The organism is Streptomyces sp. V1I1, from assembly GCF_030817355.1.
Lineage (GTDB): Bacteria > Actinomycetota > Actinomycetes > Streptomycetales > Streptomycetaceae > Streptomyces.
The window spans coordinates 5,250,649-5,264,734 of record NZ_JAUSZH010000001.1 but is presented as its reverse complement, the minus strand read 5'-3'; the positions used below and the strand labels follow the sequence as shown (position 1 = coordinate 5,264,734).

Annotated in this window: 16 protein-coding genes; 10 read left to right on the top strand and 6 right to left on the bottom strand. The window is 69.5% G+C overall.

What is annotated here, in order from left to right; translation table 11 throughout:
- The first annotated feature begins 170 nt into the window (after positions 1-170).
- The 4 genes from QFZ67_RS24770 to QFZ67_RS24755 all read left to right on the top strand — a co-directional run bounded on the left by QFZ67_RS24770 (position 171) and on the right by QFZ67_RS24755 (position 1,700).
- The gene (locus QFZ67_RS24770; protein WP_307663268.1) at positions 171-500 is read left to right on the top strand and encodes a hypothetical protein; all 330 of its coding nucleotides are present in this window, start codon (positions 171-173) and stop codon (positions 498-500) included.
- Positions 497-703 carry a hypothetical protein gene (locus QFZ67_RS24765; RefSeq protein WP_307663267.1) on the top strand — a complete coding sequence of 69 codons (207 nt, stop codon included), beginning with the start codon at positions 497-499 and terminating at the stop codon, positions 701-703. Before QFZ67_RS24770 ends, QFZ67_RS24765 begins: the two co-directional genes overlap by 4 nt.
- A gap of 128 nt (positions 704-831) precedes the next feature.
- Positions 832-1,260 (top strand): hypothetical protein, encoded by a 429-nt coding sequence (locus QFZ67_RS24760; protein ID WP_307663266.1) that lies wholly within the window; start codon positions 832-834, stop codon positions 1,258-1,260.
- Between the two features lie 65 nt (positions 1,261-1,325).
- Positions 1,326-1,700 (top strand): hypothetical protein, encoded by a 375-nt coding sequence (locus QFZ67_RS24755; protein WP_307663265.1) that lies wholly within the window; start codon positions 1,326-1,328, stop codon positions 1,698-1,700.
- Between the two features lie 121 nt (positions 1,701-1,821).
- Here QFZ67_RS24755 and QFZ67_RS24750 read toward each other — a convergent pair whose 3' ends face one another.
- Together QFZ67_RS24750 and QFZ67_RS24745 are read right to left on the bottom strand one after the other, a co-directional pair.
- Entirely contained in the window at positions 1,822-2,058 is a 237-nt protein-coding gene (locus tag QFZ67_RS24750) for a helix-turn-helix domain-containing protein (RefSeq protein ID WP_307663264.1), read from the bottom strand.
- 475 nt (positions 2,059-2,533) lie between these two features.
- The gene (locus QFZ67_RS24745; protein ID WP_307663263.1) at positions 2,534-3,583 is read right to left on the bottom strand and encodes a LacI family DNA-binding transcriptional regulator; all 1,050 of its coding nucleotides are present in this window, start codon (positions 3,581-3,583) and stop codon (positions 2,534-2,536) included.
- A 225-nt stretch (positions 3,584-3,808) separates the two neighbouring features.
- Here QFZ67_RS24745 and QFZ67_RS24740 point away from each other — a divergent pair, with 225 nt between their 5' ends.
- From QFZ67_RS24740 to QFZ67_RS24725, 4 genes are all read left to right on the top strand, one after another.
- Positions 3,809-5,122, top strand: coding sequence for an ABC transporter substrate-binding protein (locus QFZ67_RS24740; protein WP_307663262.1), 1,314 nt, complete (start codon positions 3,809-3,811; stop codon positions 5,120-5,122).
- A gap of 5 nt (positions 5,123-5,127) precedes the next feature.
- Entirely contained in the window at positions 5,128-6,132 is a 1,005-nt protein-coding gene (locus tag QFZ67_RS24735; protein ID WP_307663261.1) for a carbohydrate ABC transporter permease, read from the top strand.
- Between the two features lie 11 nt (positions 6,133-6,143).
- The gene (locus QFZ67_RS24730) at positions 6,144-7,073 is read left to right on the top strand and encodes a carbohydrate ABC transporter permease (RefSeq protein WP_307663260.1); all 930 of its coding nucleotides are present in this window, start codon (positions 6,144-6,146) and stop codon (positions 7,071-7,073) included.
- 88 nt (positions 7,074-7,161) lie between these two features.
- Positions 7,162-8,580 carry a GH1 family beta-glucosidase gene (locus QFZ67_RS24725; protein WP_307663259.1) on the top strand — a complete coding sequence of 473 codons (1,419 nt, stop codon included), beginning with the start codon at positions 7,162-7,164 and terminating at the stop codon, positions 8,578-8,580.
- On the opposite strand, the gene QFZ67_RS24720 is transcribed toward QFZ67_RS24725, so the two are convergent.
- Entirely contained in the window at positions 8,570-9,013 is a 444-nt protein-coding gene (locus tag QFZ67_RS24720; RefSeq protein WP_307663258.1) for an HAD family phosphatase, read from the bottom strand. The two genes, QFZ67_RS24725 and QFZ67_RS24720, sit on opposite strands and share 11 nt — an antisense overlap.
- Before the next feature lie 150 nt (positions 9,014-9,163).
- Between QFZ67_RS24720 and QFZ67_RS24715 the strand changes: the two genes are divergently transcribed.
- Positions 9,164-9,658, top strand: a complete 495-nt coding sequence (locus QFZ67_RS24715) for a hypothetical protein (RefSeq protein ID WP_307663257.1) — start codon at positions 9,164-9,166, stop codon at positions 9,656-9,658.
- Here QFZ67_RS24715 and QFZ67_RS24710 read toward each other — a convergent pair.
- From QFZ67_RS24710 to QFZ67_RS24700, 3 genes are all read right to left on the bottom strand, one after another.
- A complete protein-coding gene (locus QFZ67_RS24710; RefSeq protein WP_307663256.1) occupies positions 9,649-11,133 on the bottom strand; it encodes a cellulose binding domain-containing protein in 1,485 nt (494 codons plus the stop codon). The two genes, QFZ67_RS24715 and QFZ67_RS24710, sit on opposite strands and share 10 nt — an antisense overlap.
- 202 nt (positions 11,134-11,335) lie before the next feature.
- Positions 11,336-12,736, bottom strand: coding sequence for a HAMP domain-containing sensor histidine kinase (locus tag QFZ67_RS24705; RefSeq protein ID WP_307663255.1), 1,401 nt, complete (start codon positions 12,734-12,736; stop codon positions 11,336-11,338).
- Between the two features lie 30 nt (positions 12,737-12,766).
- The gene (locus tag QFZ67_RS24700; protein ID WP_307663254.1) at positions 12,767-13,465 is read right to left on the bottom strand and encodes a response regulator transcription factor; all 699 of its coding nucleotides are present in this window, start codon (positions 13,463-13,465) and stop codon (positions 12,767-12,769) included.
- A 65-nt stretch (positions 13,466-13,530) separates the two neighbouring features.
- Between QFZ67_RS24700 and QFZ67_RS24695 the strand changes: the two genes are divergently transcribed.
- Positions 13,531-14,076, top strand: coding sequence for a hypothetical protein (locus tag QFZ67_RS24695; RefSeq protein WP_307663253.1), 546 nt, complete (start codon positions 13,531-13,533; stop codon positions 14,074-14,076).
- Positions 14,077-14,086 lie beyond the last annotated feature (10 nt).

The following is a 14,086-nucleotide window of genomic DNA, read 5'->3' as shown; positions in this document are numbered from 1 at the left end:
GCCGCACCACCTTGCCGAATGATCGCGTCAATCTGTGCACACATAGTCTCGCTTCCCCCTTGACCTGCGCCAACTCCAGGGACAATCTGAGTACAGAAAAGCACTATCCGTACTCAGATAGCGACGGGATCCGGGGTACAGCCGTGTCCGAATCGGGGCATACCTGGCGCGTGGCCTTCAAAGGCCACCCCGCCGAAGCCGCCCGCGTCCGCCAATGGACCCGAGGCCGCCTCACCCACGACGACGCCCCGGCCATCGCGAACGAGCTGTTCATCGCGATCCTCGGCAGCCGCACCGAACGGCGCCCCGACGTCATCGAGATGACCATCTCGACCGCCGGCAGTCGCGCCCGCATCAGCGCGACCGGATACCGCCCGCTGCCCGTCCTTCAGATCCACGGGCCGGGCGCCCTCATCGTCAACCAGCTGTCGCACTCGTCTGGCGTCTCCATCGACGGCAGCGGCTTGTGGGCGCAGCTCCGCCCGGAGGTGGCGAAGTGACACGGAGATGCGACTGGTGCGGCTTCGACACCGACGAGCCGATCGCCGTGGGCATCGCCCACGCGAACTCCGGGCCCGGACGGACCATGTACGCCTGCCCGCCCTGCAAGACGACGAAGCGGCTCCTGCCGCTCGACCAGCACCCGGCGGATTCCTTCGGCTTCCCGCGGTTCGACTACGCGGCCGCAGCTTCCGCCAACTGATCCCCGCCTCGGCCGATACATCCCGCCAGGAAAACCGGCCGAGGCGGTGACGGGCCACTGAGGGCCCGGCACGTGCACGACGGCGTGAGGGAAGGCCTCCCGCCGAGGACGCACCCAAGGAGCATCGCATGACCGCTCTCGCAACAGAACAGATCACCGGGCGCCAGCTCGTCACCGCCGAACTCTTCGACCGGCTCGCCGACTTCTGCGCCGACGAGTACGGCCTGGAACGAGGCGTCGCCGAACGCGTGATGGACGAGGGCCTCGCGTTCCTCGACGTCATGGGGCGCACAGGTGAAGCCCTGTCGCCCAGCAAGCTCGTTGACCCGGCATGGCACACGTTCATGCTGCACAGCACCGAGTACACAACCTGGTGCCAGGAACGCTACGGCCGGTACATCCACCACGCCCCGAACTCCCGCTACCGGGACAAGGCGGCGATGGTCGACGTCGTCGGGAAGATTCGCGCGGCCGGCTACGCGGTCGACGAGTCCCTGTGGGGCGTGACGGCGGACTGCAACGAGCCGACCTGCTGCGGCGACGGCCCCTGCTGCTAGCCCGAACCCCTCGCGCGCGCGGTCGTCGAGAGGCGGCCGCGCGCCACTCACAGAACGGAGCCGCTGTGGTTGCCCTTCTCTCCGCTTGCAGCCGTCTTACGGTCTTCCCGCTGGAGGGCCTGACCGTCGCGTACACCACGCAGTCGAGCGACTCCCGCGGACTCGGGGATGTCGCGATCGTCGGTGTGGTCGCCCCGGACAGTGCGACTGGCGACCACTTGTGGCGGCTGGCCGCGAGCATGTACACCAACCCGCCCCCTGGTCAGACGGAAGCGCGCTGGATCCTCACCCAGTGCACGCGGGCCCGCATGGTCAAGGCGTCGACATACCGCGATCTGCCCGACGCGAAGTGGACTGGCGACCTGACCAAGGAGTTCCGCCTGGACGGCCTCTTCGCTAACCACACCATCCTGCGCACTGGTCGTCTCACCGTTGAGTGACACGACGGCCCAATGCCGCCCCGGTCTGCCACCCGTCCCCCGTCATGGGGCAGGCCGGGGCTCTTCTCAGCCGCGTCGCGACGGACGGACCTGTCTCCCGCGTAGAGCAGGGAGAGGAGCCCTACCGCATGAGGTCTGCGAGGTCCACACCGATGGCGTCGGCGACGAGGAGCAGCGTGTCCAGAAGCGGCGAGACGTGGCCCTGCTCGATGCGGTTGTACGACGGCCGGTCCATCCCGATCTGGTTGGCGACTGCCTCTTGCGTGAGGTTCGCGTACAACCGCGCTGCCCGAATCTGGTCACCGATCTGTCGCCTTCGATTCAGGACCCAGGTGTCGGGTGGGGTGGAGCGTGGCACGGGTCCACGTTTACGGGTCCATGATCGAATAGCTGTGGGTTAGAACCTACATTGTTTGATCTATGAGCGGTCCGGGCACCTAGCCGGAACCCCCCATTCCAGACCGGCCCTCCGTGTCCTCCCCCAGGCGGATCGGAGCGGTCGGCGACGCCCCCACCTTCGGGTGGGGGCGTTGTCAGTTGGCCACGATCGCGATTCGGGTTTCTTCTACTCACCCCGCCCCGCCGTTGGGCATCGCCGCCCGCCCGCTTGGCCATGGCCAAACCGAGCGGCATTCAGTGAACCCGAGTGACACTCACTGGCATCGAACAGTCCCGATTTGGCACGGTTTTCAGCATCACCGCAGGTCAAATATGGGTAACAAAACAGGTTCGAGTCCCGTTACTCACCCTGAATGATCAAGGGCCCCGGTCTTCGGACCGGGGCCCTTGATTCTTTTCCGCGGAGCCATGGATCTGTGGATCTGTGGATCCCGCTACGACGACTCGCGTACGACCAGCTCCGTCGGGAGCACGATCTGCGGCCGCTCGCCCGTGCGCCCCTCTATTTCCTGAAGCAGCACCTCGGCCATCGTCCGGCCCATCTCCTCTATCGGCTGGCGCACGCTGGTCAGCGCCGGGTCCATGTGGCGGGCCACCGCCGAGTCGTCGAAGCCGACCAGCGCCACGTCCTCCGGGATCCGGCGGCCCGCCTCGCGCAGCACCTGGCGGGCGCCCGCCGCCATCACGTCGGAGGCCGCGAAGACCGCGTCCAGCTCCGGGCAGCGCTCAAGCAGCTCCCGCATCGCGCGGCGGCCGCCCTCCTCGGTGAAGTCGGCGGGGGCTGTCAGTCGGGCGTCGGGTGGCAGGCCCGCCGCCGCGAGAGCCGCGCGGTAGCCGTCCAGGCGGCACTGGGCGCCGTACACATCCAGGCGTCCGGTGATCGTCGCTATCGCACGGCGGCCGCGGGCCGCGAGATGCGCGACCGCGCTGCGGGCACCCTCGAAGTTGTCGGAGTCGACCGCGGCCAGCGTCTCGGCGGCCGACCTGCGGCCGCTGATCACGGCCGGAATCGAGAGGTCCTCCAGCATGTCGGGGATCGGGTCGTCGGCGTGCACGGAAACCAGCAGGACGCCGTCGACGCGGTGGGCCGCCAGATACTGCGCGAGCCTGCGGCGCTCGCGGTCGCTGCCGGCCAGGGTCAGCAGCAGCTGCATCTCGGTGTCGGCGAGGGCCGCGCCGACACCGCGCACCATGTCGGAGAAGTACGGCTCGGCGAAGAACCGGTCCTCGGGCTCCGGGACGACGAGGGCGATCGCGTCGGTGCGGTTGGCGGCGAGCGCGCGGGCCGCGCGGTTGGGTACGTATCCGAGTTCGGCGACGGCGGCCTCGACGACGGCGCGGGTGCGGTCGCTGACCCGCGGCGAACCGTTGATCACGCGGGAGACCGTGCCTCGTCCGACACCGGCGCGTGCGGCGACCTCTTCGAGGGTGGGTCTGCCCGTGCCCCGCCCTCCGTTGCGCGTACGGATTGTCCGAGACACCATGTCCGCCTCCCCAGGCTTCCCCGTCCGAGAACATAACGTGCCGGGTGCCTTGACACCCCCTCAGGGAGCGGCGACCCTTCAACACATCACATATGGGAGCGCTCCCACCGTACCTGACTCATACACAACCCGCACGTTCCCCGCCCGAGCCGCGGAGCATCAACGGCACTGCGCTGCACGCCAGTTGGCCGGGGGGTCGGCACGTCAGGGCACAAGGAGGACGCAATGCGCAGGGCAGTAATCCTCGCGGTCGTCGCCGCGCTCGGCGCCGGTCTGCTGGCCGGCTGTGCCGAGGACAGCGACGAACCCACCGGCAGTGCGTCGAACGGCGGCGGGGGAGGCAAGGGCAGGACCACGCTCACGGTGGGGGTCTTCGGCGCCTTCGGTCTCAAGGAGGCCGGCCTCTACGACGAGTACATGAAGCTCAACAAGAACATCGAGATCAAGCAGACCTCGATCGAGCGGAACGAGAACTACTACCCGCAGCTGCTGACGCATCTGGGCAGCGGCAGCGGTCTCGCCGACATCCAGGCCGTCGAGGTCAACAACATCGCCGAGATAACCGCGACGCAGGCGGGCAAGCTGGTCGACCTGGGCAAGACCGAGGGGGTCCAGAAGGACGCGTTCCTGCCCTGGAAGTGGGCGCAGGCCACCACCAAGGACGGCAAGACGATCGCGCTCGGCACCGACATCGGTCCGCAGGGCATCTGCTATCGCAAGGACCTCTTCGCCAAGGCCGGGCTGCCCACCGACCGGGAGGCAGTCGGCAAGCTGTGGGCGGGCGACTGGAACAAGTACCTCGACACGGGCAAGCAGTTCAAGGCGAAAGCGCCGAAGAGGACGGCGTTCGTGGACTCCGCCTCCGGAGTGATGGCGGCGATCACCGGCAGCAACGAGAACCGCTTCTACGACAAAGACGGCAAGATCGTCTACAAGGCCAACCCGGCCGTGAAGGAGGCCTGGGACATCGCGGCCCAGTTCGCGACGGAGGGTCTGACCGGTAAGTTCCAGCAGTTCACGCCGGCCTGGGACCAGGGCTTCGCGAACGGCACGTTCGCTACCGTCTCCTGCCCGGCCTGGATGCTCGGCTACATCCAGGACAAGGGCGGGGCCGCGGGCAAGGACAAGTGGGACGTGGCCGCGGCGCCCAAGCCCAGCAACTGGGGCGGCTCCTTCCTGACCGTCCCCGATGCGGGCAAGAACAAGGACGAGGCGGCGAAGCTCGCGGCCTGGCTGACCGCGCCCGAGCAGCAGGCAAAGCTCTTCGCCGAGCGCGGCAGCTTCCCGAGCGCCAAGGCCGCGTACTCCCTGCCCGAAGTCTCCGGCGCCAAGCACGCCTACTTCGCCGGCGCGCCCATCGGACAGATCTTCTCGAAGGCAGCCGAGGGAGTGCCGGTCCAGATCATCGGGCCGAAGGACCTGATCATCGCGCAGAACCTGGCGGACATCGGCATGCTCCAGGTCGACCAGAAGGGCCGGTCCTCCCAGCAGGGGTGGGACGCGGCCGTGAAGGCGATCGACAACGCGCTGGACCAGTGACCGGTATGGCGAGTGACGCACCGGCCGCCGCGCCCTCCCAGGGGGAGGAGGGCGCGGCCCCACGCGACCGGTCCGACGGCGCGGCCGACGATCGCCGCCGGGCCCGGCGCAGCCGCCGCTACCGGCTGGACGTCAAGTGGAGTCCGTACGCCTTTGTGGCGCCGTTCTTCGTGTTCTTCCTGGCCTTCGGGCTCTTTCCGCTGCTCTACACCGGCTGGGCCTCGCTCCACCGGGTGGAACTGACCGCGCCCACCGACATGGAGTGGGTGGGGCTGCGCAACTTCTCCCGCCTGCTCGAGGACGAGTTCTTCTGGAACGCTCTGAAGAACACCGTCACCATCGGCCTGATCTCCACCGTGCCGCAGCTGCTCATCGCGCTGGGCATCGCGCATCTGCTGAACTACCGGCTGCGCGGCTCGATGTTCTTCCGGGTGGCCGCGCTGACTCCGTACGCCACCTCAGTGGCCGCCGCGACGCTTGTCTTCGTCCTCCTCTTCGGACGCGACTACGGAATGATCAACTGGGCGCTCGGACTGGTCGGCATCGACAACATCGACTGGCAGAACGGCGAATGGACCTCCCAGCTGGCCGTCTCCACGATCGTGATCTGGCGGTGGACGGGGTACAACGCGCTGATCTATCTGGCCGCGATGCAGGCCATCCCGAACGATCTGTACGAGTCGGCCGCGCTCGACGGGGCCTCTCGCCTGCAGCAGTTCATCCATGTCACCGTCCCCTCGCTGCGGCACACGATCCTGTTCACCTGTGTGGTCTCGACGATCGGCGCGACCCAACTGTTCGGCGAGCCACTGCTGTTCAACGGCAGCGCGGGCGCGACCGGCGGCGCCGACCATCAGTTCCAGACGCTCGGGCTCTATCTGTACGAGCAGGGCTGGGTGAATCTCCACCTCGGCCGGGCCTCGGCGATCGCCTGGTCGATGTTCCTGATCCTGCTGGTGATCGGCGCGGTGAACTGGCTGCTCGCCCGCCTGCTGAGCAAGGGCGCGTAGGGGGTACGACGATGACGACACTGCTCAGCGCCAAGCGCGCCAAAGGCCGCGCCGGTCGCGCCGGAGACACAGGCCGCACCGGAGGTGCCGGAGGCGCCCGAGGCGCCAAACGTGCCGGACGTCAGCTGCATGGCGGCCGGATCACCTATGCCGTGCTGATCGTGTTCACGGTCGGTTCCCTCTTTCCTCTGGTGTGGACGGCAGTCGCCGCCTCCCGCAACAGCTCCCGGCTCGCGCAGACTCCCCCGCCCTTCTGGTTCGGCAGCAATCTCTTCAAAAATCTCGAGATCGCCTGGACCGACGCCAACATGGGCACCGCCCTGCTCAACACCACGATCGTCGCCGGGTCGATCGCGGCCGGGACCGTGCTCTTCTCGACCCTCGCCGGCTTCGCCTTCGCCAAACTCCGCTTCCGCTTCAAGAACCTCCTGCTCCTGTTGGTGATCGGCACGATGATGGTGCCGCCGCAGCTCAGCGTCGTACCCCTGTACATGCTCATCGCCGAGCTGTCCTGGACCGACCAGCTGCAGTCCGTCATCCTGCCCACCCTGGTCAGCGCCTTCGGGGTGTTCTTCATGCGGCAGTACCTGATCGAGGCGCTGCCCACCGAGCTGATCGAGGCGGCGCGGGTGGACGGCGCGAGCAGCTGGCGCGTGGTGTGGCACGTCGTCCTCCCCGCTGCGCGGCCCGCGATGGCGGTGCTCGGGATGCTGACCTTCGTCATGGCCTGGAACGACTTCTTCTGGCCGATCATCGCGCTGACCCAGAACGGCAACCCCACCGTGCAGGTGGCGCTGACCGGGCTCGGCCGCGGCTATATCCCCGACCAGTCGGTGATCATGGCGGGCGCGCTGCTTGGCACCCTTCCGCTGCTGATCGCCTTCGTCGTCTTCGGCAAGCACATCGTCGGCGGCATCATGCAGGGCGCGGTCAAGGGCTGACACCTCCTCGCATTCCCGTACCTATGCATTCGTACCTATGCATTCGTACCTGCGCATACGTTCCTACGCACATGTTGGGAGCTCACCGATGTCCATGACCTTTCCGCCGGTCTTCCTGTGGGGCACCGCGACCGCCGCGTACCAGATCGAGGGCGCTGTACGGGAGGGCGGCCGCACGCCGTCGATCTGGGACACCTTCAGCCATACGCCCGGCAAGGTGGAGGGCGGTGACACCGGGGACACGGCGGTCGACCACTTCCACCACCGCGCCGACGACGTCGCGCTGATGGCGGGCCTCGGCGTCAACGCGTACCGCTTCTCCGTCTCCTGGTCCCGGGTGCAGCCCACCGGCCGCGGCCCCGCCGGCCGGCGCGGCCTCGACTTCTACCGGGGCCTCGTCGACGATCTGCTCGACCACGGCATCCGTCCGGTGCTCACCCTCTACCACTGGGATCTGCCCCAGGAGCTGGAGACGGCGGGGGGCTGGCCCGAGCGGGACACCGCGCACCGCTTCGCCGACTACGCCCGTATCGTCGCGGACGCGCTCGGCGACCGCGTGGATATGTGGACCACCCTCAACGAGCCCTGGTGCAGCGCCTTTCTCGGGTACGGCTCCGGAGTCCACGCGCCGGGCCGCACCGACCCGGTCGCCGCGCTGCGCGCCGCACACCATCTCAACCTCGGCCACGGGCTGGCCGCCCAGGCGCTGCGCTCCGCCCTACCCGCCGGCGCCCAGCTCTCCGTCAGCCTCAACCCGAGCGTGGTCAGAGCGAGCAGCCAGAGCCCCGCGGACCTGGACGCGCGCCGCCGTATCGACGCGCTCGCGAACCGCATCTTCGCGGACCCGATGCTCAAGGGCACGTATCCGCAGGACCTATTCGCGGACACCGCGGCCCTGACCGACTGGTCGTTCGTCCACGGCGACGATCTGGCCGTCATCAAGCACCCCCTGGACTCGCTCGGACTGAATTACTACGCACCTGCAGTTGTATCGGCTGCCACTGACAATCGCCCCCGCAGCGACGGCCACGGCGCGAGCAAGCACTCCCCCTGGCCCGGCGCGGACTCGGTCTCCTTCCACCAGCCGCCGGGCGAGCGCACGGAGATGGGCTGGTCCATCGACCCGACCGGCCTTTACGACCTGCTGCTGCACTACACCCGCGAGGCCCCGGGCCTGCCGCTGGTGATCACCGAGAACGGTGCGGCGTACGTCGACAAGCCCGCGGCGGACGGCTCGGTCCACGACCCCGACCGCATCCGCTATCTGCACGGCCATCTCTCCGCCGTTCACCGCGCGATCGCCGACGGCGCGGATGTGCGCGGGTACTTCCTCTGGTCGCTGATGGACAACTTCGAATGGTCCTACGGCTACGGCAAGCGCTTCGGCGCGGTGTACGTGGACTACGAGACGCTGGCCCGTACGCCCAAGTCGAGCGCGCACTGGTACGCGGCGCTGGCCCGGTCCGGGGTGCTCCCGGAGCCGCCGGCCGGCGACCTCACTCGCTGAGCACCGGCCACGTACCCCGTCGGGCGTGACTCAGCAGCACGGGGTCATCGCCCACGACCACCGGGTTGCCGACCTCGGTCAGCAGGGCGAGGTCGGCCGCCTCGTCCGCGTACGCGTGGCAGTCCGCCGGGTCGAAGCCGTACTCCCGCATCAGCGTGCGCGCCGCGTACCCCTTGCCGTGGCCCCGCATGCAGGTGAGCATCTCGTCCGCGCCGAGTCGCGCCGCCAGCGGGGCCACCACGGGCAGCGGGGAGCTGGAGACCAGCACCATCAGATCGCCCGCCACCGCGTGCCGCAGATACGCGGCGAGTCCGGGCTCGTTCCACAGTGCCTGCCGCACCAGCGTGCCGCCCACATCGAAGAACGCGGCCCTGCGCGGCGCCTGGCGGATTTTGGCGGTGATGGGAGTGATGGGGGCAACCGTGTCCTTCATGCCCTTCAGTACGGACTGACGGCTTGCACCACTCAATGGCCGCGGGGGTTTTCCCCACCCCGCACTGACCGGACAGCGGGATGTTCCGGAAGACGCGTCGAGCCGATCGTGGTGGTACGAGATCGACGACGTACGGGGAAGGCACTGACCATGCAGCTCAGGAGTGGATCGGGCACCATCTGCAGGACCGTCGCGGCGGCCGCGCTGCTGGCTGTCACCGCGGGCATGGCCCTGCCGCTCGCCCCGGCGGGCGCTGAGCCGGCCCGGCCGCCGTCCGGAGTGTGGCGGGTGGACGGGTACGGCGAGGTGCTGACGCTGGACGCGGGGCATCTACAGGAGTACGAGGTCACGGGCGTCAGCTGCGTCAAGGGCGTCGCCGCCGAGCGCGCGGGCGGGCAGGGCGGGACGGCGCGGTACGCCGGCGACGGCGGCTTCGTCTTCACCGTACGGTCCAAGGGCCGGCCCGACCGGGCGGCGATGCACATCGACGGCTCGCCCGGCGACCGCGGGCTGCGGCGGATCGACGCCCTGCCCGCCGACTGCCTGAGGCCGGCGCCGAGCGGTCCCGTCGCCCCGGCCGGGTGGGGGGCAGTCCGGCCGGGACGCGCCGCCGGGGGGTGGCGGCTTGGTGGGACCTACTTGTAGGCGGAGAACGCCTTCGTGAAGGCCAGCGGCTCCTGGAGGATCGAGCTGCACGTCGCATCCGCGGCCGGCTTCTCGCCGCCCGCGCACTGCTTGTCGCGGGTCGAGGACCACATGGCCAGCCAGCCCAGACCCTTGGACTTGGCGAAGTCGACCAGCTGCGTGGCGTCGTCAACCTTGAAGATCTCGGTCACGACGTCGTTGACGCCGATCATCGGGGTGACGGCGACGGCCTTCCACGCGGCCGCGTCCGACAGCCCGAGCACGCCCTTGATCTGGCCCTGGGTAGCGGTCGCCGCCTGGATGGCGTACTGGCCCATGTCACCGCTGTAGGCAGGTCCGTAGTCCATCGCCATGATGTTGACCGCGTCGACCTTCACGCCGTTCTTCTTGGCGTCGGCGATCAGATCCACGCCGGGCTGGGTCAGCCCCTCGGGCATGACGGGCAGCGTGAAGGAGACGTCGAGGCCCGGGTGGGACTTCTGGAGCTGCGCGATCGCCTGCGAGCGGCGGGAGTTGGCGGCGGTGTCCGGCAGGGCCGCGCCCTCGATGTCGAAGTCGACCTTGGTGAGCTTGTACTCGTCGATGACCTTGCCGTACGCCTTCGCCAGGTCGTCGGCGGAGGAGCAGTTCAGCGCCAGCTCGTGGCCGGCCGCGCCGCCGAAGGAGACCCGGACGTCGCCGCCCTTGGCGCGCAGCGCGCCTATCTGGGCCGCGACCTTGTCGTTGGCGAGGTCGGTGACGCCGCCCCAGAGCGGGGCGCAGCTGCCGCCGGAGGTGATGAAGGCAAGGTTGAACTCCTTGACCCCGGTCTTCGTGACGGTGTCCAGCAGGTCGTACGCCGGGTAGAGCGAGGTGTCGATGTACGGCGCGAAGCCTGCGGCCGCGCCCGTACCGCCGCCGGGCGTCTCGGTGGGGGTGGGTGTCGGGGTGGGGGTCGGCTTCTGCGTGGGCGTGGCGCTCGCCGTCGGGCTCGGGGTCTTGGTGGGTGTGGGCTGCTCGGTGGGGCGGCCGCTCGGCTGCGGCGTCGCGCCCTCGTCGACGGAGCACTTGACCTTGTTGATGAGACAGGAGGTCGGGTCGGCGATGGTCGCCGTACCGCTCGCGGAGGTGACGAAGCCGACGGTCACCGACTTGCCGGGGGCGAGCTCCTTGTTCCAGCTCGCGGGCTTCACGGTGATGTGCTGCCCGTTCACGGTGTGCTCGCCGTTCCACAGCGAGCCGATCGTGGTGCCCTCGGGCAGATCGAACTCGAGCGTCCAGTCCGACTGCGCCTTGTCGGTGGCATTGGTGATGACGTACTGGCCGGTGTAACCACCGGTCCAGGAACTCGTCTTGGTGTACGCGGCGCCTACGGCTGCGGCCTGCGCGGTGCCCGTGAGGGCGAACGCCGCGCCGCCGATGACGGCGGCGGCGACGACCGCGCCGACCGCCTTGGTCTTCGCGCTCGCCCTGCGCCGGTGCGTACTGCTGCCCATTGCGTGCCTGCCTCTGCGTTACGGGGGGTGGGGGTGTGGCAGCACGCTAGCGGCCCGGAAACGGACAAATGACCTGTTCGGGGCGGGGGTTGAGCTTCTTAGGGCGCCCTTAAGGAGGGCATCGGAACGGATTAATGGTCGAGACCACTTGCAACCAAGCCCGTCCGGCGATTGAGGACAAACCGGCCACCGAAGGTCCCGGTCACTTCATCAGGCGGACGCCCTTGCGGCGTCTGACCGTTCCCCGGTGGCCCCGTCTCCGCTCCCCCGGCAGCCCCTCGCGCGGGTCGAGCCCGATCCAGATCCGCACCTCCGTGCCGCCGAGCACCGAGCTGCCTATCCGCACGTCCCCGCCCGTCGACTCCGCCACCCTGCGCACGATGTCCAGGCCGAGCCCCGTCGAGCCGTCCCTGCCCCCGCTGTTGCCGCGGGCCATCGCCGCCTCCGGGTCGGTGATGCCCGGGCCCGCGTCCGACACCAGCACGATGACCGCGTCCCCGCCGTTGTGTACGTCGACCGAGAAGGCCGTGCCTTCCGGGGTGTGCCGGAAGACATTGCCGAGCAACGCGTCGAGCGCGGCGGCCAGTTCGGGGCGCGCGACCGGGATGCGTACGGGACGGTCGACGCCCGCGACCCGCACCTCGCGGCCCTCGTCCTCCGCCAGAGCCGACCAGAAGTCCATCCGCTCCCGGACAACCTCGGAGGCGTCGCAGCCCGCTCCGGGGCCGGGCGACGCGGTCTGCGGCTTGGCCTCGCGCGCCGTGCGGATGATCGTGTCGACCTCGCGCTCCAGCTGCTCGACCGCGGCCCTGGTCTGGTCGGCGGCGGGTCCGTCGCCGAGCGAGGCGGCGTTGAGGCGCAGCACGGTGAGCGGCGTACGCAGCCGGTGCGACAGGTCGGCTGCCAGCTCGCGCTCATTGGCGAGGAGCTGGACCACCTGGTCCGCCATGGAGTTGAAGGCGATCGCGGCGGAACGCAGCTCGGTCGGCCCCTCCTCGGGGACACGCGCCCCCAGCTTGCCCTCGCCCAGGTCGTGCGCCGCGCCCGCGAGGCGCTGGGCGGGCTGCACCATGCGGATGCCGAGCCGGTCGGCGACCGCGACCGAGCCGACGATCAGCGCGATGCCGACACCGGCGAGCACCAGCCAGGCGGTGTCCACGCCGTTGGATACCTCGCCCTCCGGCACGAACACCTCGACGACGGCGATCTGTCCGGTGCTGATCGCGGTGGGCTGGAGCAACGCGGAGCCGCCGGTCACTTCGGTGATGGAGGCGCGGCCGAGCCGCTGCGTGGTCGCCAGGTCCTTCTGGGTGGCCCGGCGGGTGCCGATGTTCACCGGCTGGCTGCCCGGCTCGCCGGAGGCCGGGATGTGCACGGCCATCCGCCCGGCCGATCCGGCCTGGGTGGACATCACCGCCCGCTCCAGCGGATCGCGGTCGGCGGTGATGGAGAGGGTGGGGCCGATGGCGGCGGCCTGCCGCTCGGCGTTGGAGAAGGCCCGGTCCCTGGCCATCTCCTTGATGACGAGCCCGAGGGGTATCGCGAAGGCGACCACGACCATGGCGGTGACGGCCAGCGAGACCTTGACCAGCGCCCATCTCATGACAGGTGTCCGTTCATGGCGTGCGTCCGTTCATGGCATGCGTCCGTTCGGCGGCTCCAGCTTCACGCCGACGCCGCGGAGGGTGTGCAGATAGCGGGGCCGGGCCGCCGTTTCGCCCAATTTCCGTCGCAGCCAGGACAGATGGACGTCGATGGTCTGGTCGTCGCCGTAACTCAGCTGCCAGACCTCGGCGAGCAGCTCCTTGCGCGGTACGACGACGCCGGGCCGCCCGGCCAGGAACGCCAGCAGGTCGAACTCCCGGCGGGTCAGGTCGAGTGCCGCCCCGTCCAGCTCGGCCTGGCGGCGCAGCGGGTCGATGGAGAGCCCGCCCACCTGGATGACGCCCGAGGGCGGGGCGTCCCCGGCGGCGCGCGAGCGGCGCAGCACGGCCGCCATCCGCGCGGACAGGTGCTCCACCGAGAAGGGCTTGATGAGGTAGTCGTCGGCGCCGTCGTTGAGCAGGCGGACGATCTCCGCCTCGTCGTCCCGCGCGGTCGCGATGATCACTGGTACGTCGGTGAGTCCGCGCAGCATCTTCAGCGCCTCGGACCCGTCCAGATCGGGCAGGCCGAGATCCAGGATGACCAAGTCGAAGCGGAAATGGGCCACCTCGCGCAGCGCCTCGAGGGCTGTGCCGACGCTCCGTACGGTGTGGGAGGCCTCGGTCAAGTGCCGGATGAGGGCGGAGCGCACGAACTGGTCGTCCTCGACCACGAGCACACTTGCCATGGGCGGCACCGTACGCCATTGGACGCCGGTCCCCCTAGGGACAGTTGTGGGGTGCGTGGTGCAGTATGGCCCCGATGCATCGAGGACTCGTACATGCCATGGCGTGGTCGCTGTCCACTGGCGCGGCGGTCACGCTGTCCTGGTGGGGCGTCCACACGGTCATGTCCGGGACCGCCTACGACCGGCCGCGCGCGCTGCCCATCACCGCGGACGGCGCCACCACGCAAGGCGCGAAGCCGCAGGCATCGTCGACGCAGCGGTCGCCGAGCCCGACGCCGTCGAAGCCGGGCAGTGCGGACAAGACCCGCAAGCCGTCGGCCACTGGGTCGGCCGGAAAGCCGAACAAGACCAAGCCGCCGTCGCCGCCGCCCGTCTCGGGCCCGCCGTCCGGGAATGTGAAGGGCTACACGGTCGACGGCGGCCGGGTCGTCTTCGACATCGGCGAATCGTCGGCGGAGCTGGTCTCGGCGACGCCGGACGCCGCCTGGCAGATGCAGGTCTGGAAGCAACCGACGTGGATCCGGGTGACCTTCACCAAGGACGGCCGCGAGGTCTCGGTCTTCTGCACCTGGAACGGTCACCCGCCGATGGTCGAGTTCGACGATCGCTAGGTTGTCTGTT

Bases quoted from the DNA above. Each gene is read 5' to 3' on its own strand.
- QFZ67_RS24760 (WP_307663266.1), top strand. From the start codon at position 832: ATGACCGCTCTCGCAACAGAACAGATCACCGGGCGCCAGCTCGTCACC.
- QFZ67_RS24745 (WP_307663263.1), bottom strand. From the start codon at position 3,583: ATGGTGTCTCGGACAATCCGTACGCGCAACGGAGGGCGGGGCACGGGC.
- QFZ67_RS24740 (WP_307663262.1), top strand. From the start codon at position 3,809: ATGCGCAGGGCAGTAATCCTCGCGGTCGTCGCCGCGCTCGGCGCCGGT.
- QFZ67_RS24735 (WP_307663261.1), top strand. From the start codon at position 5,128: ATGGCGAGTGACGCACCGGCCGCCGCGCCCTCCCAGGGGGAGGAGGGC.
- QFZ67_RS24730 (WP_307663260.1), top strand. From the start codon at position 6,144: ATGACGACACTGCTCAGCGCCAAGCGCGCCAAAGGCCGCGCCGGTCGC.
- QFZ67_RS24725 (WP_307663259.1), top strand. From the start codon at position 7,162: ATGTCCATGACCTTTCCGCCGGTCTTCCTGTGGGGCACCGCGACCGCC.
- QFZ67_RS24720 (WP_307663258.1), bottom strand. From the start codon at position 9,013: ATGAAGGACACGGTTGCCCCCATCACTCCCATCACCGCCAAAATCCGC.
- QFZ67_RS24715 (WP_307663257.1), top strand. From the start codon at position 9,164: ATGCAGCTCAGGAGTGGATCGGGCACCATCTGCAGGACCGTCGCGGCG.
- QFZ67_RS24710 (WP_307663256.1), bottom strand. From the start codon at position 11,133: ATGGGCAGCAGTACGCACCGGCGCAGGGCGAGCGCGAAGACCAAGGCG.
- QFZ67_RS24705 (WP_307663255.1), bottom strand. From the start codon at position 12,736: ATGAGATGGGCGCTGGTCAAGGTCTCGCTGGCCGTCACCGCCATGGTC.
- QFZ67_RS24700 (WP_307663254.1), bottom strand. From the start codon at position 13,465: ATGGCAAGTGTGCTCGTGGTCGAGGACGACCAGTTCGTGCGCTCCGCC.
- QFZ67_RS24695 (WP_307663253.1), top strand. From the start codon at position 13,531: ATGGCCCCGATGCATCGAGGACTCGTACATGCCATGGCGTGGTCGCTG.